Origin of the sequence: Cyanobacterium sp. uoEpiScrs1, from assembly GCF_947331815.1 — a bacterium.
GTDB lineage: Bacteria > Cyanobacteriota > Cyanobacteriia > Cyanobacteriales > Microcystaceae > Rippkaea.
This window is the reverse complement of record NZ_OX373462.1, coordinates 2,117,590-2,140,198: the sequence shown is the minus strand read 5'-3', so window position 1 is coordinate 2,140,198 and position 22,609 is coordinate 2,117,590. Positions and strand designations below refer to the sequence as shown.

At 33.4% G+C, this 22,609-nt stretch carries 12 protein-coding genes; 6 read left to right on the top strand and 6 right to left on the bottom strand.

The features are described 5' to 3' along the window. Positions 1-32 precede the first annotated feature (32 nt). The gene (locus OXU93_RS07395; protein WP_267383564.1) at positions 33-380 is read right to left on the bottom strand and encodes a hypothetical protein; all 348 of its coding nucleotides are present in this window, start codon (positions 378-380) and stop codon (positions 33-35) included. A gap of 51 nt (positions 381-431) precedes the next feature. On the opposite strand from OXU93_RS07395, the gene OXU93_RS07390 reads away from it, so the two are divergent. Both OXU93_RS07390 and OXU93_RS07385 read left to right on the top strand, forming a co-directional pair. Continuing rightward, a complete protein-coding gene (locus tag OXU93_RS07390; RefSeq protein ID WP_267384847.1) occupies positions 432-1,385 on the top strand; it encodes a DNA polymerase III subunit delta' in 954 nt (317 codons plus the stop codon). Positions 1,386-1,930: 545 nt separating this feature from the next. Then, positions 1,931-2,557, top strand: a complete 627-nt coding sequence (locus OXU93_RS07385) for a cupin (protein WP_267383563.1) — start codon at positions 1,931-1,933, stop codon at positions 2,555-2,557. Positions 2,558-3,207: 650 nt separating this feature from the next. Here OXU93_RS07385 and OXU93_RS07380 read toward each other — a convergent pair. Continuing rightward, positions 3,208-4,107, bottom strand: coding sequence for an amino acid ABC transporter substrate-binding protein (locus OXU93_RS07380; RefSeq protein WP_267383562.1), 900 nt, complete (start codon positions 4,105-4,107; stop codon positions 3,208-3,210). Positions 4,108-4,313: 206 nt separating this feature from the next. On the opposite strand from OXU93_RS07380, the gene OXU93_RS07375 reads away from it, so the two are divergent. After that, positions 4,314-10,004: a translocation/assembly module TamB domain-containing protein gene (locus OXU93_RS07375; protein ID WP_267383561.1), complete on the top strand. Its 5,691-nt coding sequence runs from the start codon at positions 4,314-4,316 to the stop codon at positions 10,002-10,004. A gap of 525 nt (positions 10,005-10,529) precedes the next feature. Here the strand turns inward: OXU93_RS07375 and lgt are convergent. Together lgt and OXU93_RS07365 are read right to left on the bottom strand one after the other, a co-directional pair. Beyond that, positions 10,530-11,381 (bottom strand): prolipoprotein diacylglyceryl transferase, encoded by an 852-nt coding sequence (lgt, locus tag OXU93_RS07370; protein WP_267383560.1) that lies wholly within the window; start codon positions 11,379-11,381, stop codon positions 10,530-10,532. 151 nt (positions 11,382-11,532) lie between these two features. Beyond that, positions 11,533-12,597 (bottom strand): LOG family protein, encoded by a 1,065-nt coding sequence (locus tag OXU93_RS07365; RefSeq protein ID WP_267383559.1) that lies wholly within the window; start codon positions 12,595-12,597, stop codon positions 11,533-11,535. Positions 12,598-13,632: 1,035 nt separating this feature from the next. Between OXU93_RS07365 and OXU93_RS07360 the strand changes: the two genes are divergently transcribed. Then, on the top strand, positions 13,633-14,715 hold the full coding sequence (locus tag OXU93_RS07360) for a calcium/sodium antiporter (protein ID WP_267383558.1): 1,083 nt from the start codon (positions 13,633-13,635) through the stop codon (positions 14,713-14,715). A gap of 203 nt (positions 14,716-14,918) precedes the next feature. Here the strand turns inward: OXU93_RS07360 and OXU93_RS07355 are convergent, their stop codons facing one another. Continuing rightward, positions 14,919-15,263: a phage holin family protein gene (locus OXU93_RS07355; protein WP_267383557.1), complete on the bottom strand. Its 345-nt coding sequence runs from the start codon at positions 15,261-15,263 to the stop codon at positions 14,919-14,921. A 114-nt stretch (positions 15,264-15,377) separates the two neighbouring features. Continuing rightward, positions 15,378-17,759, bottom strand: coding sequence for a phosphoketolase (locus OXU93_RS07350; RefSeq protein ID WP_267384846.1), 2,382 nt, complete (start codon positions 17,757-17,759; stop codon positions 15,378-15,380). Between the two features lie 557 nt (positions 17,760-18,316). On the opposite strand from OXU93_RS07350, the gene gap reads away from it, so the two are divergent. Next, positions 18,317-19,333 carry a type I glyceraldehyde-3-phosphate dehydrogenase gene (gene gap / locus OXU93_RS07345; protein ID WP_267383556.1) on the top strand — a complete coding sequence of 339 codons (1,017 nt, stop codon included), beginning with the start codon at positions 18,317-18,319 and terminating at the stop codon, positions 19,331-19,333. A 934-nt stretch (positions 19,334-20,267) separates the two neighbouring features. After that, complete coding sequence (locus OXU93_RS07340) at positions 20,268-22,589, top strand: putative PEP-binding protein (protein WP_267383555.1); 2,322 nt, start codon at positions 20,268-20,270, stop codon at positions 22,587-22,589. Positions 22,590-22,609 lie beyond the last annotated feature (20 nt).

The window sequence follows — 22,609 nt, the reverse complement described above, 5'->3', positions numbered from 1 at the left end:
AAAAATTTGAGTCAGACTTTACTTGATAATAATTAATTTATGGCAGAGGCAATTAAGTGCCATTGTTGACATTGACTAATTATCTCCTGAATCTGTTCAAATCGTTGTTGACAATGGTTGGTAACTTGTAAGGGTAATTCATCATTTTTTATAACCCAAGTGATAGGAATTTCATTCCCCTTTGCTTTAGTGCTATCAATAAGAATTTCCACCGTTACCAATTTAGAGAAAACTACCTGACCCGGAATCTCCTGTGCCATTATATAATCCATTGCATTGTAAACGGATTCGAATCCACACGACTGTAAAACTTTGTTTATTACTTGATGAAGTTGGTCCAGAGGTAACTTAACTAGATAAGAAGAAGTATATCGAGCCATAAATCTAAAATTCCCTATCCAATATAGACTAATTCAAACTATTTAATGAGTATCAATCATTTTCAGAAACTAATCGGACAGCCTCAAGCTGTTGAATTGTTAGAACAAATAATAGTCAAAAAAAGGATTGCTCCAGCATACTTATTCACTGGTCCTTCTGGTGTTGGACGTAGTTTAGGCGCCAAATGTTTCAGCGAAGCTTTGTTATCTATAAATACTCCTCCTGATAAGAAAATATTAGCTCAAAAACGTATCGGAGAAAGAAATCATCCTGACCTATTATGGGTAGAACCAACTTATCAATATCAAGGCCAATTAATTACAGCTCAAGAAGCTAAAAATTTAGGAATAACCCGCAAGATTCTTCCACAAGTTAGGGTTGAACAAATCCGAAAAGTTACTAGGTTTCTTAACCGCCCCCCTCTCGAAGCTCCTTGCTCTTTAGTCATTATTGAAGATGTACAAACTATGACAGAAACAGCGGCTAATGGATTATTAAAAACGTTGGAAGAGCCAGGGAAGGCTACTCTTATTCTATTGGCTTTTAGTACAGATAGTCTTCTTTCAACTTTAGTATCTCGTTGCCAAAGAATTCCTTTCTATAGTCTATCTTCTAAAAATTTAATTAAGGTTTTAGAAAAGCAAGGAAACAAAGATATCTCTAAAAATCCAGAGATAATATCACTTGCTCAAGGAAGTCCAGGAGAAGCAATTATTGCTAGCCAACATTTAAAAAATATCCCCGAAGAATTGTATCAAAAAATAAAAAAAATACCTTCTAATCAGATAGAAGTATTAGAGTTGTCCAAAGTTATTACAGAAAAACTTGATGTACAAACTCAACTATGGTTGATAAAGTATATGCAATATTATTATTGGATGAGATTGCAAAATAAAAAAATATTAGAAGTTCTAGAAAAATCTCGCCTCTGTCTTTTAAGTTATGTACAATCTCAACTAGTTTGGGAATGTTTATTCTTAGAAATCATCTCTGTTTACTCCTAAGTAGTTTTTTAACAAGCTCAATGTATTACCTCAATATAAATTAGTATAAGTCTAACAATCAGTTTCCTTAAACTATTCTTCTCAGAAACTCCATTTTTTAACTCAGTTACAATAATATCTGTAGAGGAGGAAACAAAAACAAGTTCATTCACTTAAATACATAACAAAAGACAAAGGCTTCCTCTCAGTTGAGGTTAACTAAGTGATTAGATAAAAAGAAATCATCATTAAACCAATTGAGATATCTATTTCCTTTTAACAATGAGTTAATCATTATTGTCAAGTAGCTGCTTTTTTTAGAAAAAAGCCTTAAAAATCCATTACATAAGTCAGAAAACAATGACACTTACTACAAATACTATCGATGACACGAATGATTCTATACTAATTAGAGAAGAATTTCTACTTAGTTCTACTGAACAATTAACAAAAAATGAGATTCTATTATATGTTACATAGTTTAATAGAAAGTAAAATGCACTCATTAGTTGATACTTGTTTGAAGAGCATATGATTCTCTAGAAGTTACTTAATAAATAGAACAAATGGTAAAACAAGATTGGTTAGTCACAGACAATGGTGATTGTTTAGGATTTAATTCTCCTAAGGAATGGGACTTGTTATCAAAAAATAAACCATATAGATTATATCGCTTTTTAGAAGAACTCGAAGACATTGTCGTCCAAGGAGAAATGACAAACCAAAAGGAAGAAGATTTACTAAAATCTATCCGTCGAGTGGTAAGAAAGTTAATCGTTAATGTTTATTGGATAACAACTGCTATTCCTGAACCATCTCCCCAAACGGGCACTGCGTTATCGTTACTTTACGATGAACCTGGATTCTCTTTAACACTTCAAACCGAAATTATGTTGCCAGGAACTACTACCTCTATCCATAATCATGGTGCTTGGGGAGTGGTAGCTAATTTAGGAGGACAGCATAAAAATAGTTTTTGGAAACGATTACCAACTGCAGAAGTTCCCAATCAACTTCAAAAGGTTAGTGAAAAAATACTTAATAGAGGAGATATTATCAGTTTCACTGGCAATGCAATTCATCAAGTAGAAGCAATAGGCAATGAGCCTACTTTTACTTTAAATCTTTATGGTGAAACTGTATCAAGTCGTTTTAATTTTGATCCAATTACCTATCAAGCACAAAAATTTTAACTCATATGAAAACATTTTCGATAAATTTATAATTATCGATTATATACATTGAGTGAGTTACTTTAAATAGACTGAAGTTTATTTAAAGTAATCCATGGTTAAAACTATACCTTTTTAATCGATACTGTTTATATAGACTATTTTTATTCAGTTTTGCATAGTTTTAACATAAAAATAACCCTGACCTTCTTTCTCTTTATTTAAAGTCTATAAACTCACGATATATACATAAATAAAGCTTATAATAGTAGTAATTATGTAATTATACTTAGGTTGTTATTAAGTAATAACAAGAACAATAGTTTTTATTCTCCATTATCAATATCAATAATATTTTTTAAGGTTAAAATTTTTAATAAGTTTTTATTATTAAGTTAATTTTATTTGCGCTATTTTAGTGTAGTACTCCCATGAAATAACCTTAATTTTTTTATATGATGTTACTCGATTTATACAACAGATATACAATTTTTTTGAACTATATTTTGTCTATTTATCCAAAAAGTATATCATCCTTTAATTTTTATATGGTTTTTTATACTTATATTATATATAAACTTGGTTAAAATACAGAGCTTGGTATGGAATTAAAGTCTAGTTCATATTTTAATACAGAAGACTTATTCGTTATTAAAGTAATGTTAAATAGTTTAATAACGAATAAGGGGAACCCATTCATAACTATTAATAATTCCTTGAAAATAATCATTAATTGCTTCTCTTGAATAAGGAGTAATTCCAGTTTCTTCTCCAAACCATTTTTCATAAACTGACACAGTTTCAGGTTGGTCACTAACAATTCCTTGCATAAATTTAACTAAACTATAATCTACAATATTTCGCCAAGCAGATTCATCTTGAGGAACCATACAAGCATAGGATTCATAGGCATAGGGAAACTCTGGCACTACTTTTAATAAACTGGGATTTCTAGACTCTTTTTTTAATCCTTCTAAAATAATTCCATCACCTGCAAAAGCATCTATTTTATCCTCTTCTAGTTTTTTTAAACCGTCATTGTGGTCTTTTACTCTCACTAATTTGGCAGCAGGTTGTTGTTGTTGAATCACCCGTTCATTCGTAGTCTTAGTTATTACCCCTATCTTACGACCTGCAAGGGTTTCAATTGTTTCTAGTTCACTTCCCTTTTTAACTAAAATTTTAGTACCACTCGCAAAATAACTCACCGTAAAATCTACTGTTTGACTTCGTTTCCAAGTAACTGTCGTTGAAGAACATTCAATATCAATATTTCTATTTTGAATAAAAGAAAGACGATTTTTAGCAGTTACTTCTACTAAATTAAGTTTAATTGGTTCACCTATTTTTTTTTGAATATCTTTACGAATTACTTCGAGAATATCTAAAGAATATCCGACCCATTCCCCTTGATCATTAATGTAACTAAAAGGAATGGAATCTCTACTAGTTCCAGCATTAATAACTCCATTTTGTTTAATTTTTTCTAAAATTCCTCCAGCTAAACTGATAGATTGACGAGTTGCAGTAAATATCATAACTAAAATTATTAAAGCCAATTTATTTTTCATTAGTCTCTTTCCTAATACAACTTATATTTATAGACCAAGATAACAGAAGAAATGTTTCTTAAAAGTCAGGTTACTCAAGGAACAAGAGTGTTATTTAGCTATGTTATAAACATACACTTTAGAGTTTTCTGTTGCTTCCGAGGAATAAATGCTAAGCTAATCAGCTAGGTGTGTTAACTTAATCAGTAAGTTATATTTAGACAAAAATGAAAACTAATCCTCGCAATTCTCCACTAGAGCCGTCTACAAAGAATAATTTGCTGACTAAACTAGTAAGTTTTGTTAGGTGTCCTTCCACTCTAATAATAAGTGGAGTATTACTAATATTTGGTATAACAACTTATTGTGGAATTAGTTATTTTGTCTTTCATAAACTGTCACCTATCCTTTCTAAAGAATTAAGTAGACTTCTTGAAAAGGATGTTAAAGTAGGTAAAATAATAAATTTTTCATTCAATAAAGTTAGCATTGGAAGTTCTTATATTCTCACAGCTAAAATAGATCCAGATTATGCTAAAGCTGAAAAGGTTAATATTACTGTTAATCCTCTTCCAATATTAATTGGTAAATCATTAATTATTAATGTTACTTTCAAAAAACTGGATCTGTTTATAAAACAGAATAAAACGGGAGAGTGGATTGAATTACCAAAAATCGAAGAAGAAAGAGAATTTAATCTTCCAATCAATATTGATGTTAGGGTTCATCTCGAAGATGCAGATATTATGCTTCATCCTTACGGGGTAAAAAAATTTTTATTTCTGGAAGCAGATGGACAAGTAAATTACAATTATCAATCTAATGACAATCAACAATTTAATTATACTTTTGAAGTTAATGCTCTAAATAGTAAGATTAATATAGAAGGGAAAACCAATATTAAGAGTTGGAAAACTCAGGTACAATTACAAGTTTATCAATTGGGGTTAGTTGAGTTAGTTTCTTTGATTCCTAATTTACCTATCACCCTCAAAAGTGGTCAATTAAATAGTAATTTAAATTTATTTTTTTCTTCTGTAGAGGAAATAGAAAAGACTACAGGATTAGGTGAATTTAATATATCTAATATTGAAGCATACATCAAATCATTAAAAAGGCCCCTAAAACTCAGTTTAAATTTATATTTTCAAGGCAAAACTATTCAATTAGAACAAACAGAAATTAGTCTAGGAAAATTAGTTACTAAAATTAGTGGAAAAATTAATTGGGGACAAGGTTATGATATTGATATTGATATTAATCCAGTTCATTTAAGAGATTTACTTTCTATTATTTCGCTCAAATTACCTCTTGAACTGAAGGGAGAAATTAGAGGAAAAATCAAACTTAATGGTGGAATTAAAAATCCTATTTTAACTGGAATAATCAATAATACACAACCGCTGCTAATTGACCGGATTATTATTAAGAAAATTACAAGTAGTTTTTATGCCGATTTAGATCAATTTCTCCTAAAAAAAGTTCAGATCATTCCTGCTTCCGGGGGGAATATCACAGCTAGAGCTAAAATAGAACTAAAATCCCTAAAAGATAGAAAAAATCTTTATTGGCAAAAAATCCCTTTTTTCTCTACCTTTGATATTAAACTTCCTATAGAAAAACTAGCAACACCTTATTATAGAAATAAGCAAGATATTAGTTTGGGATACGTTACAGCTAAAGGTTTAATGACCGGGACTCTAGAAAAACCATTTAGTAAGATAGAATGGCAGTCTTCTAATCTAATTAACAATTCAAAAGAGCAGATTTCAGGGAAAGGAAAATTTGTATTGTCAGGGCTAGAAAATTTTATTCAAGAAACAACTTTACGGTCTGCAGAAGGATTTATTACTATCAATAGCGTAGTAAGTTTAAAAGATAAAAAATGGACAACAAATTTGAAAGCTTACTCTTTTTCTCTTAGTCCATTGTTAATGCTTACTTGTTCAGTTACTATTTGCCTTAACCAAATCCATAATCAGCCAGTTACTCTTGGCAAGAGCAATGTAAAACTGACAGGAAAATTTGACAACTTTAATTTCACTAATATTAATGGTCAGGGAAGTTTAACTGTCAACACTAATGGGGGAATAATTGTTGCGAATAGTTATTTTATGAAAAATAATATAAATTCCACCATCAGTATATCAAAAATTTCTCTCAATTCCTATATTCCTAATTTGGCAGTTCCTATCAAAGTGACAAAAAGTCACTTTAACTTATCGGGTCCGTTGGATAAACTCTTAGAAGATTTAACTTTAAATGTTAACTATCTCCAAGCTAAGGGTAGTTCCCAATTAACTATTGATGGTAGTCCTGTCACTGCAACCATAGATTTGGGACATGGAATCCTAAGAACAGTAGCAAAAGGTGGTCAAATTTCTCTTAGTAAAATTTTTCCTAATTTATCCGTTAATACTAAATTAATTAGTAGTAATTTTACCTTGATAGGAAATATAAAATCTATCCTTGGAGATAAAATTAATCTAAGTAGCGCAGAATTAATAGCTAACTTGCAATTTTCTGTAAACAATGATTATATAAATACCACCACTCGGTTGCATAATCATCGTTGGACAATAAATATTAATGCATATAATCTCAATTCTGCTCTTATTTTAGAGAAAATAATCCCTAAAATATCCTCAGTTAAAATTTCTAATGTAAATGCAAAAATTAAATTGTCTGGCAATATAGAAGATCTCCTGGAAAAAGATGAAATAATTCCTATACAAGTTAATAATATTGCCGTTTGGGCTGATGAACAAATTTTGAATGCTCAAGGCAATTTACAACTGTCTGATTTTTGGAAAAACCCTGATATTACCAATGTTAACCTATCAGTTAATGTTCGTTCTAATTTAAATCAATTAGCTTCCATTATGCCCCTAGATAAAAAATTTATCCTTGAGGAATTAAGTGTAGCAGGTCAGGGAGAATTTATTGGAAAATTTGTTGGAAAGCACCTTTTAACCTCTCCTATATATCCAGGCAATCTCCAATTATTGGGAAATTTAAAATTAAAAAATTTGGTATTTAACGATCAAGTTTTTGAAGAAATTTTAACAGGAACTATCAAAGCAACTATTAGAGAAAAAATTGCTCTAAATTTAGAAGGAAAAGAGGACAAGATTGCTGCGATATTAACCACTTGTACCTTAAAAAACTGTTTTGCTCCCTATATCCCTACTTCTTTTGAATTACGTAAAACCGCCGGAGAACAATCTCCTATTATCGTCCGAGGAATGTTGGAGGGTGATCTACTTACCACCAAAATTGAAGTATTACCTCTAAACTCAGCCAAAATTGCTCTAGGTAGACAATACGGATTCTCTGATTACCTTTCTGGTTCAGTTAGCGGACAATTGAATATCAATACTTCTACTTATGAAGGAAGAGGGACTATTATTATTGATGAACCAGGGTTAGGATTTATTAAGGGACGACAACTCACTGCAAAGGTACACTATAAAAATAATGTGGCTTTTTTAGAAAATGCAAGCATAAAATTGGAGAAGAGTAATTACAATGTGCAGGGATCGCTGGACCTAAAATCATTAGCTTTACAAGGAAAATTAACAGTTAATGACGGTCGCATAGAAGATCTGTTGACAGCCTTGAATGTTACAAATATTGAATATATCTTAGATATAATTAAATCTCACCCTCTAGACAATGCCACGGCTGAAGGTATCGCCCCACAATCTGTAGGAGATGCTCAAACAACTATTGCTGAACAAGTAAACTTGTTAGGAGTTATTGATAAGAAAATTCGCCAATTAGCCGCTATCCGTGAGGTAGGAGGGATTCCTACTATATTAGATATTCGTGGTCGCTTTGACACCGATATTGCTTTCGGGGGAACATTATTAAACCCTACTGTTAACCTAGATTTTATAGGAAATAAGTGGGAATGGCATCCTCAACGACCTTTCCCTGACATTGTGCAGCCTTTAGGGTTGGTGATATTAGATAAGCAATTTGTTCCTATTAACTCGGTAAAAATTCAAGCTAAGTTACTAAACAAAGAAATTAAAGTTAAAATCGCTAAAATACGGTTACAAGAAACTTTATTTAGCTTAAAAGGCGATTTTTCTCCAAAAACAATTGATTCTAAGTGGCGAGTGCAACGTTTATCCGTCGATACGATGGGTAACTTTGTGCAACTTCCTATTGATATTGGTGGATTTATTAGTATTTCAGGAACTATGAGTGGAACTATCACTCAACCAAAAATACAAGGAAAATTTGCCTTTCTAAAAGGAGCATTGCAAGGACAATCACTTGGAAAAAATCTGCAAGGACAATTTAGCTATCAAGATGCTCAGTTCCGACTCGCTACTACTAATGCGTCTTTCGTGTACATAGCAGTTAATCTTCCTTTTCCTATTACCCCCAATAATGATACATTTAATGTAGAAACAAAATTAGGTACAGATGCACTGCGCTTAATAAGTATTTTAACTGGAAAGCAAGTAATTTTAATTGACGGAGATGGACAAGTTAACGCAAAAGTTCAAGGACGCATTGATCTTTTCAATGGACTGACAGTTAATAATTTAAACGTCCAGGGAAAAATACTCCTAAAAGGAGCTATCTTTCAAAGTGCTGCTTTGCCTGAACCTTTAACTATTAGCGGAGAAATTAACCTCGATGATCAGGCAATAAAAATTACCCGACTACAAGGAACTTTTGCCCAAAGTAACTTGAGTATTACCGGAATTTTGCCCTTATTTGAGTCTCAACCTCAAATAGAAAACCCTCTCACCATTGCTATTGAGAAAGGAAATATTAATTTAGAAGGATTATATAGTGGAGAAATAGAAGGAGATATTTTTGTTATGGGAAATGTCCTTCAACCTTCTGTTGGCGGTACAGTTAGTTTAACTAATGGACAAGTCTTTATCCCCGAAACCCCAGAAATAACCACAGGAATACCTGATATTACCTTAACTCAATTGTCCAAGACTCGTAGTAAAGTAGATTCACATCAAAAAAACACTTTTTTTATCCCTAAATTGAGAGATTTTAGAGTTATTTTTCAAAATTTATCGGTGCAAACTTTACCACTATTTCAGTTTCAATTTGGGGGAGATTTAATTGTTAATGGCTCTTTGAATAATTTAAATAATCTGAAACCTCAAGGAAATATTCTTCTTAATCGAGGATTGATTAATTTTCTTGACACTCGCTTTTTTATTGAACGACGGAACTCTAATCAAATTATTTTTTATCCAGATAAAGGACTATTTAATCCCGATCTTGATCTGCAATTACGGACAATTGTTTCAGAAGTTGCTGAGACCTCAAAAGACTTACGTGCAGCCGATACCACTGAAATTACTGATGATAGTTTAAATAAGGTACAACGGGTTGACATAAATTTGGCTATTAAAGGATCTTTAACTCAGTTAATTCCCAGTTTAAACAAAGATGAATCAGAATTGTGTTTGATTAAAAACCTTCTACAACCAATTCGTACTGAAACAACCTGGGCTGAGGAAGAACTAACAGTTTTAGAAAACTGTTTAACGTTTCTAGCTGAGCAAAGTCAAGCAAATTTAGATGAACAACTCCTAAGTAATCCAGTAATTAACTTAACTAGTAGTCCTCCGCAGAGTCAAGGACAAATTGTACGCTTACTAGGAAAACAAATATTTATTTTGTCCGAAACTTTACAAGGGCAAAACACAGAACAGTTAATTAAATTTGGTATTGTTCAGTTAGGATTATCAATGATATTCCAGACTATTATGTATGATATGGAAAGCGTTATTAGTGAGATGATTAGGAGTACAGATTTTAGGTTTGTTCCGTTCTTAGAAACTATTTATGAAGTGGAAGATAAAGGATTCGTTAAATTCTCTTATGATTACAGTATTAATGAATTTAGAATTCGCTACGAAAAACGATTTTAGTTAATTGTTAATGAGCTGAGATACTAATTATAGTTTTAGAAAAAAACCAAAAATATATTAATAATTAAGTTGAGTATTATCTCGGTTTATCAAGAATAATCTTTGACAATTACAATTATAGAGTAATTTTATTTGTGTAGTATCATAATAATGATATCAACTGAATTGTTTAAAATATAATTGATATCTAAAAGTTATTTTTTATTGTCATTTATTGTAATAAAATAATTAAGCAAACCCCCTTAATTATTTTGATCCAAGCATGCTTCATATTAATGAAAATGAAATAGAAAAAAATTTAGCTTTACACTTTTAAATTTTTACTATATTCATATACTTGATATTACAGTCAATGTATTAATTTATATTACAATTAGGATAGATTAGTTTCTATTAATTTCAATCTCTTGTTAAATAACAACACTTTATGACAACTAAAACGATTTTTTCATAAATTATCTAATTGAAACCAGCAACAATATAATATTTAAAAGATGTTCCGAGCTAAGTTAGTGTAAGAATATATCAATGTATATTCTTTGTTGATTGATAATGAACGTCTGGTAGTGTTCGCTTCGCCTTATAGAGCCAAATTAAACCCAAAGTCCCTAACCCTATCATCATTATGCTAACTAATTGAGCAATTCTTATAGAGCCTAACATTAGGCTATCTGTTCTTAATCCTTCTATCCAAAATCTTCCAAACCCATAGGCTATCAAATAGACTAGGGATAATGTGCCTATTTCTATTTTATTTACATGTTTTAATCCTACAAAGAATAGAATCAATAATAAAATAAATACCAATATATTCCAAATAGATTCATATAAAAAAGTTGGATGAAAATGTGTCTGGTTAATATAGATTAAAGGACGGTGGTTTACGGGAATATACAGTTTCCAGGGTAAATTAGTTGGAGGACCAAAAGCCTCTGAGTTAAAAAAATTCCCCCATCGTCCAATAGCTTGCCCTAAAGTTAGGGATGGCACAATTAAATCCGTCAGCTGCCAGACAGAAACTCTATTCAAACGAGCAAAAATAATAGTTGCTAAGGTTCCCCCGATAATAGCTCCATGAATGGCAATTCCCCCTTTCCAAATAGCAATAATATCCCCTGGATTTTGAGCGTATTGTTGCCATTCAAAAATGACATAATAAAGTCGAGCACAGGGAATAGCGAAAATGACTAACCAAATCACTAGATCAGCAACTAAATGGGGATTAACTCGACGTTTAGTTGCTAACCATTGGGATAAAGCAACACCAATTAAGACAGAAGAAGAGATCAATAAACCATACCAACGAATAGCAAAAAAACCAATTTCAAAGACAATTGGCCCAGGAGACTGAAACTGAAACCCAAATAGACTATTCATTATCCAAATTAGTAGTTGAGACATCAGGAAAAGAAAGTGCCAGCATCAAACAAACTAAGTGTGATTGTACGGAGCAATAGCCCTTACTATCTACTAAGTAAGTAGTTAAATATTTTTCTTTTTATTATTTTCTCATATTTCTCACAATCACTTACTTCCATTCAGGGTGAGGTTCTACTGGTAAACAAGGACTATATTGATTAATCTGATTAATCATTTGGTATAAACGACCAAGGTTGCGCTGGTCAAAATAGAAAACTAAGCGAGGTAAGCTTTCTGTTTCGTCTCCTTTTTCATTAGGTAAGGCAGCACTTTTGCAAATCGTTTTTTTGATAAGAATATCTGAATAATCATCATTAAGCTGAGCTACTTGTTCATCAGACAATTCCGAATTAAGACGCATTACAAATAAATCTCCTACATAGCGACTTGAATGGTACACACAATAAAAATTACGTATCACGTTACAAGCATGGATCAAACTATCTGTTACAGTGTAGAGACTAAAATCTTCTGCATTAATTAACCCCCGCTGTAACAAATTTTTCCTGTTATGCTCGTTCCAAGTTTTCCAATAGTCGCCTCCAGGTTCATCAATTAATACTAAAGGACAGGGACCATATTTTCCTGTCTGAGAAAGAGTAAGAGTTTCAAAAACTTCATCTTGGGTACCAAACCCTCCAGCAAATAAAGCTACTGCATCACTCTCTCTCAGAAAAAAGAGTTTTCTAGTAAAAAAATATTTAAAATTAATCAGTTTAGGATCATCAGCAATGAAAGAGTTGGTACTTTGCTCAAATGGTAATTGAATATTAAGTCCAAAAGAGTGCTCTGATCCTGCTCCTTCGTTTCCTGCCTGCATTATCCCTCCTCCTCCTCCTGTGAGGACCATAAATCCAAACTGAGTAATATAACGGGCAAACTCAACGGCTAAACGATACTCCGAACTTTGGGAAGACAGACGAGATGAGCCAAAGATAGTAACTTTACGTATGTGACGGTAAGGATAAAATGTCTGAAACCCTTGCTCTAAATCTTCTAGGGCAGCAGTTAAAATTTTCCAGTCGAGGCGGTCTATTTTCTCTCCTGTTATTCTTAATAAAACAGATAATGCCCTTTTTACTAGAATGCCATGTTGATGTGTTGACAGTTTTTCTATTAATTCTTCTATGTCTTCAGCTAAGGAAGAATCTATATTGTCTTTTGATAAAGTCATAGTTTTGTATTGAAGGCTACCTTTTTTGTATCGAACATTCTATTTATTCCGAGTAATCTCTCTCTATAGTTAAAAACACAGGAGATGCAAGAATATATAATTTTTTTCATTATTTTAAGTTTTGTATTATTTTTTCTTTTTTTGAGGTCTATTAATCAATGATTATAGCTCTTTCATACTAAATATAATAAAAAAACATGCTGGGTTATCAAAACTTTTCTTCTAATTGTTTCTTTAGCTTTTGTTTGTTAAATATTTGTAATATCTAGCCTAGATAAGACTTGACTATTAAATTTTTAAAAACCTAAAAAATAACAAATAGAAGTCTTTAGTTTAATCAATTAACAATGATATATTTTTCTATAAAAAGTTAGAATTTGTTGTTTCTGTGTTGACATTAAAAGCCACACAAAGTAATAATAGATATTGATTTTTTGTACTTATTATGAATATTAGAAGTTTGATTTAATTGCTAAGTATTTTTACGGCTTTCGTTTTGTATACTTTCGATATTAATCTACTATAAAAATGTTATTTTATAGTAGATTAATATTATTACTCAAATACTATTTGAGTAATAATATAGATAATTGTCCTGTTTATTCCAGTCAAATTCTACAGCATATCAATCATCACAAAATCTACTGGTATTGTCTTCATGTCTATGAAAAGGTCCCTGACTTTACTCATGTTTTAGTTTTTCAGAAAATTCTTGATGTTGTGACTGACAAAAAACGTTAACATGTAACAGGCGAAATTAAGTGTTTAACTCTTTAAAAAGAGCGGGACAATACATAAATACTTAGAACATAGCCGGTCTGATCAATCCCGCCATAGCGCACAGTGCATAAGGGATATGATATGGTCAGATACATTACCCAACTGTTGATCTATTAAAAATAGGGTTGAGATTTTGATGATCGATTAATACACTTGGACAGTCAACTAATCAAATCAATCATCTCAATTCTTTTAAAGAACTTCAACAGCTAAACCAAGACCATTTACTCCCCTCACGTCAAGAGAGTGCAACGTATGGATTTTTTCGTGCTAGGTAAACTCTTAGCTGGATTAGTATTATTAGTTATTGGTGCAGAAGGATTAGTCAACGGTGCGTCTTTCCTTGCAGCTAGTTTAGGGATTTCTCCGTTAGTTATTGGGTTAACTATTGTTGCTTATGGGACAAGTTCACCCGAAATGGCTGTGGCTATTCAATCAAGTTTTACCGAACAGGCTGATATTGCGTTGGGGAATGTAGTTGGTAGTAATATTTTTAACGTCTTGGTTATTTTAGGTTTATCCGCCTTAGCAATGCCTCTAATAGTGGCACAACAGCTAATTAGACTTGACGTTCCTATCATGATTGGGATTTCGCTACTAACTTTATTGTTTGGATTTGATGGCTCGATTAACCGCTCAGATGGAACAATTTTAGCAATTGGTGGAATTATCTATACCATATTTCTCATTTATCAGGGGTCAAAACAACCTTCTGAAGGAAAGGAATATGATAAATATGCCGTTTCAGGAGATGTTTCCATTTTTCAATGGGTAAAGAATTTAGGTTTAATGTTAGGAGGAACAGGACTACTGATTTTAGGTTCTCGTTGGTTGGTAGAAAGTTCTACTAGTATCGCCCTCACGATTGGAGTTAGTGAATTAGTTATTGGTTTAACAATTGTTGCAGTAGGAACGTCATTACCGGAATTGGCTACCTCTATCATGGCTACTTTAAAGGGAGAGCGAGATATTGCAGTTGGGAATGTAATTGGGAGTAATATATTTAATATTTTGGCTGTATTAGGCATAGGAGCCATTGTTTCCCCTCAAGGCATTCCTGTCCCTAGTGCTGCAATTGGGTTTGATTTACCAGTAATGATTGCAATTACCATTTCTTGTCTACCTATTTTCCTTGCAGGTAATGTCATTGCTCGTTGGGAAGGGTTACTGTTTGTTAGTTATTATATTGCCTACACAACTTATTTAATTCTGCGTTCAACGGAACACGATAGCCTACAGATATTTAGTGACATCATGTTCTTTTTTGTTATACCTATTACCGTGTTGTCCTTGATTGTAGCTACTATCTATAGTTTATGGAAACAAAGACTAAAATGATGGGGGATATCTGTTATTTTAATGATTTCTATCAAGACTTCAGCGGAAAATATTCTAAATCAAAACTTCTATTCTAAACTGTAGACCATAATAAGTAACAGAAGATTAACTAAAAAATAAACTTAGCAACTGATTTAAAGGATAAAAAATATGAGAATGATACTCTTTTCTAAAAAATATTAGCAATAGTTTAGATAGAAAAATTACTCTCTAGTCTCTAATATTTCACCTAAAAATCCAGAAACAATAGACAAAATAATCGAACCAAATAGAGCATCCCAAAAGGTGTTAATGTTAAACCCTGGGGTAAAATAACTGACGAGAGAAAAAGCAATAGCATTAACCACAAATAAGAATAACCCTAAACTCAAAAAAGTTAAGGGAAGTGTAAATAAAATTAGAATAGGCCGAACAACAGCATTTATTATTCCCATTACAACAGCAGCAAAAGCTGCAGCAATAAAAGACTTAAGAAAAATACCTGGGATTACATAAGCCGTAATCAATAGTGAGATAGCCGTGATAAGCCACGTTAAAAAAAATGGCATGTTAGTTATTGAACCTCATTTGCACAAAAAGTAGACCAACTCTGTTTTTCCGAGGAGAGGGCACACAACGACTACAGTGCGCCCAAAACTTTCTCTAATAGTTATTGACTAAGCTCAGTAAGTCCATTTCCAGTTAGTTATTTCCGGTTTATCGACACCATTCTCGCAAGCATAAGCTCTATGTTCTATGATAGCATTCTTCATGCGTTCATGTACATGAGCGGCAGCTGATCCTAGTTTAGGAACACGGTTAATGACATCAATCACTAAATTAAAGCGATCAATTTGATTATTTATAGCTAATTCGATTGGAGTATTAATATTCCCCTTTTCTTTATAACCGCGAACATGAAGGTTGGCATGATTGGTACGACGATAAGTTAATTTATGAATTAACCAAGGGTAACCGTGAAAGTTAAAAATAATAGGCTTATTTTTAGTAAACAAGTTATCAAAATCCCAATCTGAAAGTCCATGGGGGTGTTCCCGTTTCGGTTGTAGTTTGAATAAATCAACTACATTAACAAACCGTACTTTTAACTTAGGAAATTCTTCATGTAAAATAGCAGTAGCAGCTAAAGCTTCTTTTGTAGCAACGTCACCACAACAAGCCATAACCACATCAGGGATATCAAGTTCTGTGCCACAATCATCATTACTAGCCCAATCCCAAATGCCAATGCCCTTGGTACAATGTTCAACGGCTTTCTCTATGCTTAGATATTGGAGGTGTTTTTGTTTATCGGAAACGATAACGTTAACGTAATTTTTACTTCGCAAACAATGATCTCCAACAGACAGTAAACAGTTAGCATCAGGGGGAAAATATACCCGGACTACGTCTGCACTCTTATTAGCAACAAGATCAACATACCCGGGATCTTGGTGGCTGAACCCGTTATGATCTTGCCGCCAAACAGTGGAAGATAGCATAATATTTAAAGAAGAAATTGACGCCCGCCAAGAGACTTTATTTTTACAAATATCAAGCCATTTAGCGTATTGGTTAAACATAGAGTCAACCACGTGAGCAAACGCTTCGTAAGTGTGGAAGAATCCGTGACGACCTGTTAATAAATAACCTTCTAACCATCCTTGTAGGGTATGTTCACTCAGTATTTCCATTACCCGTCCATTAGTAGCAATTTCGGTGCCGTCGGCATCTTCAGGGAGAATGTTAGCCATCCAGACTTTTTTACTTACTTCATAAACGGTACTGAGACGATTAGATGCAGTTTCATCAGGACCAAAAATACGGAAATTAGTCATGTTATTGGCCATGATATCCCGTAAGAAGTTACCAAATAGGGCAGTATTTCCAGCTTCTATTGCTCCAGGTTTAGTCACTTTAACCTTATAATCACGGAAATCAGGCATTTCAAGGTCTTTGCGAAGTACTCCTCCATTAGCATGAGGATTAGAACTAATGCGGCGATGTCCCGAGGGGGCAAGTTCCTGTAATTCAGGAATTAGTGTGCCATTATCATCAAAAAGTTCTTCAGGTTTGTAACTTCTCATCCAGTCCTCGAGAACTTTTAAGTGAGCAAAATTATTCTGTATTCCTGATAGGGGAACTTGATGTGATCTCCAGAAATTTTCTGTCTTTTTGCCATCTACTTCTTTGGGACCTGTCCATCCCTTTGGAGAACGTAATATAATCATTGGCCACATGGGGCGTTTAGCAATCCCACTAGAGTATGCTTCTTGTTTGATTCGTTTAATCTCTGTGATTGCTGTTTCTAGCATAGCGGCCATTTTCTGGTGCATCACTTGAGGATCAGACCCTTCTACAAAGTAAGGTTTATAACCATACCCTTTAAAAAGACATTCTAGTTCTTCATGACTAATACGGGCAAAAATTGTTGGATTAGCAATTTTATAGCCGTTGAGGTGTAGTATAGGTAGTACCGCACCATCTCGGATTGGGTTAAGAAATTTATTGGAATGCCAGGCAGCAGCTAACGGTCCAGTCTCTGCTTCTCCATCTCCCACTACAGCAGTAACGATAAGATCCGGGTTATCTAAGGCAGCACCATAGGCATGGGAAAGACAATAGCCTAGTTCTCCTCCTTCATGAATTGATCCGGGAATTTCTGGAGTGCAATGACTACCGATTCCGCCTGGAAAGGAAAACTGTTTGAAAAACTTTTTCATTCCTTCCTCATCTCGGCTTTTATCAGGATAAATTTCCGAATAAGTTCCTTCAAGATACACTGGTCCGAGTATCCCTGGTGCACCATGACCAGGACCAGCCATATAAATTACATTTAAATCATATTTTTTAATCAGGCGATTGAGGTGAATATAAATAAAGCTTAAGCCAGGACTTGATCCCCAATGTCCTAATAAACGTTTTTTAATATGTTCTTCCTTCAAAGAATCTTTGAGTAAAGGATTATCCTGTAAATAAATCATCCCAACAGCAAGATAGTTGCAAGCCCGCCAATAAGCATGAATTTTCCGTAACTCATTGCTAGAAAGAGGGGTCAATTCCAGAGTTTTTTCCTCTTATTTGGCTATCATAAGCTATATTTTCCAAAATTTATTTTAAGTTAATCATTCTACATACATAGAACAGTGGCTACTATTCATTTAGTCTTTCCATGACAGTATTGCCACAATAAGATGAAAGTATTGCTTTAAAAAGCTTCTAGACCTACCATAACTTCTCCTTGTAAGGAATAAGTTTTTAATGTTTCAAGATTTTACAAAAATGGGCTTTTTAATAGATTATTAGCTGTTAGTTTATCATTTGTATTCCAGAATATCTACAATTGTTTACCGGTTCAAGAAAGTCTAACAATTTAAAACAAATAATACGATTAACTGAGATCTCTGATAATTATAGAATTCAATAAGAATGATAAAAGACTTTAAAAAAGGGAAAAGTCTATAAAATTCATAAAAATCTGCTTAAAAATCATAGAATATTGAAATTAGGACTCACTTAAGCTATAAGTTATGGGGAGTACATTTTTGTAAAAACAAATAGTTTTGTTCGATTTCTTTCAGAATGAAGATTGCACATTATATTAAGTTTAGGAGTTTATCCAATGGCAACTGTCAAAGTTGGTATTAACGGTTTTGGCCGAATCGGAAGATTAGTATTTCGGGCTGGTGTCTATAATCCTAACTTTGAATTTCTCGGCATTAATGATTTAATTTCTCCAGCTAACATTGCTTATCTACTTAAATATGACTCTACCCATGGGCGCTTTAATGGGACGGTGGAAGCCAAAGAAGATGGTATTGTTGTTAATAGTAAATTTATTCCTTGTTCTTCTGTTAGAGATCCTGAACAATTATTTTGGGGAAAACAAGGTATCGATTATGTAGTGGAGTCCACTGGGCTGTTCACCACCTATGACGCGGCTAGCAAACACCTTCAGGCGGGAGCCAAACGGGTAGTTATTTCTGCTCCCACCAAAGATCCCAAGAAGGTTCGGACAATTGTGATGGGAGTTAACGATAGTGAATATGATTCTGCTAAAGACTATGTTGTGTCTAACGCCAGTTGTACTACCAATTGTTTAGCTCCCATTGCTAAAGTGATTAATGATAGCTTCGGCTTAGCGGAAGGGTTAATGACTACAGTTCATGCAATGACTGCCACCCAGCCCAGCGTAGATGGTCCTAGCAAAAAAGCTTTTCGGGAAGGACGAGGAGCAAGCCAAAATATTATTCCAACTTCTACCGGAGCAGCTAAAGCCGTTACTTTAGTTATTCCAACACTACAAGGAAGATTAACGGGGATGGCGTTACGAGTGCCCACACCCGATGTTTCTGTTGTTGATCTAACTTTTAAGACCATCCAGTCTACGAGTTACAAAGATATTTGTGCAGCGATGAAAGCGGCTGCTGAAGGTCACTTGAAAGGTATTTTAAATTATACTGAGGAGGATGTGGTATCTATGGACTTTAATGGAGATCATCATTCAAGTATTTTTGACGCTAAGGCAGGAATTGAACTTAACTCTAATTTCTTTAAAATCATATCTTGGTATGACAACGAATGGGGTTATTCTTCTCGGATATTAGATTTAATGACAATGATGTCCGCTAAAGAATAAGAAGTAATGACTACTGTTTAATTGTTTTGGCTCTTCTAGACTAGCTATAAAAAAACAGAATAAACTAAACGTTTGCGACAGTTTATAAGATTCCAAGAACTTTATGTCTATAAGAAAAATTTTTGGAATTAACTTAGTTGTTGATTTGTTAGGCTCAGTCTAGAGAAGCTGTAAATTTAATCACCATTCAGAAGTATTGATAAATACTCTTTATTAAACTACTCTCAACTTGATGGAATGGCTTTAGAGTTTTTATTTAAAACTAGTAGATATGACTTTCTCTTTATGTTACATGCCTACTAAATTTCAGTTCTAATTTAAACTTTAATTAGGATATATGTTTTTAAGAACTTATGAGTAGTAATGATAAGTTTGAGTTAAAAAATCATACTAAAACTAAAGTGTTTAGAATAAAACTTTACCGTTATTTAACTATCCCTTATAAATGTTTTTTTTGCTTGGATTTATCTACTGAAGGTATACTAATACTAGGTTAATTAGATAGTCTTAACTTTAATTATTTAGCAAAAAAATAACAGTAACTATTCTAGACTAAGAACCTTGTAAAGAAAAACTTTTAGCTCGTCTTGATTTTAATTTTTTTACAGCTAGTCTAAATTATAAATAATGGATCATATTGTCTCTTTTCCAATCTTTAATGTATAAATAGGCATTAGTTGACTTTGACTATGAAAAATTTTCTAAAAAAAGTAGTTGACTCAGTCAGTAAACCTTAATAAGTTGTAGCGAGACTAAAGACTTAAGACAATCAATAATAGGTTATCCTAGTTAAGGAAGTGAATTAATTATCGTATAGATGCTCTTGACTATTGTAAAAATAGTTCATGGAATATCTCTCTAAAATAAATTGAATGAAAAACGTAGAGCAGAACATGCGTACTTTAGTGATCGTGGTTAAGTCATCCTTCCGACAGTGATAACTCTCTACTGGCTATCTCAGATTAAACTGGCTGATCGCCTTTGGGTTGGGGAAAAAGCCTGGAGGCTAAGTCAACTCACAAAAAAAGGCTATCCAGTTGTCTCTGGATTTGTTATTGGCTCAGAAACTTGGGGGGAATTTTTGGAAAGGTTAGATGATTCCACTTCTTTGTTAACAGATTTCCCCACATCATCTCTGCATTTTGACGTAGATAACTTTCAATCTTTACAGTTGGCAGCACAACAAAGTCGTCGAGCTATTTTTCATGCTGATTTCCCTGCTCAATGGAGAGAGATTATTGCACAAGCCATTGAGCAAATTCCTGGTGTTTCCTTAATAGTGCAAGGTTCTCTAGGAACTTCTTTGGGTATCAAACAAGAGTTTGCTAAATTAATCGTGCCTCAAGTTTGTGAAAAGTCACCTCAAGATTTAGAATTAGCGATTAAGCATATTTGGAGTCAATTATTAAGCGCGCAAAGCTTATTTTATGGACAACGAATGGGTATTTCAATTGAGAACTTAAACCTGGGAGTTCTGGTTCAGCCATTAACCAATGTGATCATCTCAAGTATTATTTCCGTCTCTCCCACAACTTTTGAAATCCAAGCTACGTGGGGTTTACCCCAAAGTTTATGGCAAGGAGAAGTTTTGCCTGATCGTATTATCTGTGATCGTACTACTGGCTTAATGATTGATAAAGAACTAGGAAAGAAAACCCTTGCTTATCGACTTAAGATTCCAGATAAAGATGTGTCCTGTGATATCAACCATGTTAAAAGCCTTCTAGAAGCTTATGTGTTGAGTTCTTCTCAACAAGAGCAACATTGTCTCGATGAATCCATTTTAAGTAAAATTTACTTGCTAGTAGAAGAGCTAAGTCAAGATGAGTTATCTTGGGACTTTTTAGAATTAGTATGGCTTGAATCTAAGTATTCTCAACTTCCTACTTTGGCCATCACTGAGATTAGATCCAGTGTTTTAAGTACTCAAGTTCATTCACTATCTTTTCAAGAACAACGGAAAATTGTGGACAAGAAACCCATATTACAAGGAATTGGAGCAGCCTCTGGCTGTACACAAGGGTTAATTCAAGTGATAACCGGAGAAATTTATCCCTGCCCCCCATCCTCTCAGCGGAGTATCATTGTCTCTAAAGAAATTCATCCCTCTCAATTACCTTTATTAAAACAGGCAGTAGGAGTAATAACCGAACAAGGAGGAATGACTAGCCATGCAGCTATTTTAGCTAGAGAATTAAATATTCCTGCAGTAGTTGGGGTATCGAGAGCAACAGAATTACTAAAAACTGGTGATTTTATAGTTTTAGATGGCAACAGTGGAATAATTTACTATGAGGCACCATATCAAAATGATATTTCCTTTACTGTTCCTTCAAACTACCAGAAAATATCTTCAGATTTATTCTATCCTATTGCCACTCAATTAATGGTCAATGTTAGTCAACCAAGTTCCTTATTCAAGACCTTAGATTTGCCCATTGATGGTATCGGATTGGTGCGGTCAGAATTAATGCTATCAAATTTATGTTCTCCTAAGTCTTTAGAGCAATGGCTTAATGAATCTAAACCTACACAGATTATTGAACAAATTTGCGAATGTCTTCGGAAGTTTGCGATCAGTGTTGCCCCTCATCCCGTATTTTATAGATCTTTTAATAGTAATAGTCAATCAGGCAAAGGAACTGACTCCACAGTCCAAGGCGATTGTCAAGGAACGGCTGGTTATTTAATTAACCCCACTCTTTTTGACTGGGAATTGGAGGCGTTAGCTCAAGTTCAAGCACAGGGGTTCCATAACATCCATTTGATTCTGCCGTTCGTTCGCAGTATAGCAGAATTTAGCTTTTGCCGTAATCACGTGAAACAAGCAGGATTAATGGAATCTAAAGCTTTTAAACTATGGATTATGGCAGAAGTACCCTCGATTCTTTTTGAATTAGAGGAATATGTTAGCATGGGGGTCCAAGGGATTGCAATTGGAACCAATGATTTGATTCCATTACTATTTGGAGTTGGACGAGATAATCCTGATTTCAGTAATGTTTCTCAACCTTGTCCTACTGTTTTAAAAATAGTTCTGAAACAGTTCATCGAAAAGTCTCACCATTTGGGAATTCAATGCAGCTTATGTGGACAGGCAGCTAGTCAGTATCCCGATCTTATTGAAGATTTAGTCCAGTGGGGAATTACTAAAATTTCGGTAGAACCAGAAGCGGTAGAACGGACTTATCAAGCAATTGCTAGGGCTGAACAAAAACTACTTTTAGAATTTATCAGACAACAAAGAAAAAACTAATTTAGAAGCCTCCCTATTCA

Bases quoted from the DNA above. Each gene is read 5' to 3' on its own strand.
- OXU93_RS07395 (WP_267383564.1), bottom strand. From the start codon at position 380: ATGGCTCGATATACTTCTTCTTATCTAGTTAAGTTACCTCTGGACCAA.
- OXU93_RS07385 (WP_267383563.1), top strand. From the start codon at position 1,931: ATGGTAAAACAAGATTGGTTAGTCACAGACAATGGTGATTGTTTAGGA.
- OXU93_RS07380 (WP_267383562.1), bottom strand. From the start codon at position 4,107: ATGAAAAATAAATTGGCTTTAATAATTTTAGTTATGATATTTACTGCA.
- OXU93_RS07375 (WP_267383561.1), top strand. From the start codon at position 4,314: ATGAAAACTAATCCTCGCAATTCTCCACTAGAGCCGTCTACAAAGAAT.
- lgt (WP_267383560.1), bottom strand. From the start codon at position 11,381: ATGAATAGTCTATTTGGGTTTCAGTTTCAGTCTCCTGGGCCAATTGTC.
- OXU93_RS07365 (WP_267383559.1), bottom strand. From the start codon at position 12,597: ATGACTTTATCAAAAGACAATATAGATTCTTCCTTAGCTGAAGACATA.
- OXU93_RS07360 (WP_267383558.1), top strand. From the start codon at position 13,633: ATGGATTTTTTCGTGCTAGGTAAACTCTTAGCTGGATTAGTATTATTA.
- OXU93_RS07355 (WP_267383557.1), bottom strand. From the start codon at position 15,263: ATGCCATTTTTTTTAACGTGGCTTATCACGGCTATCTCACTATTGATT.
- gap (WP_267383556.1), top strand. From the start codon at position 18,317: ATGGCAACTGTCAAAGTTGGTATTAACGGTTTTGGCCGAATCGGAAGA.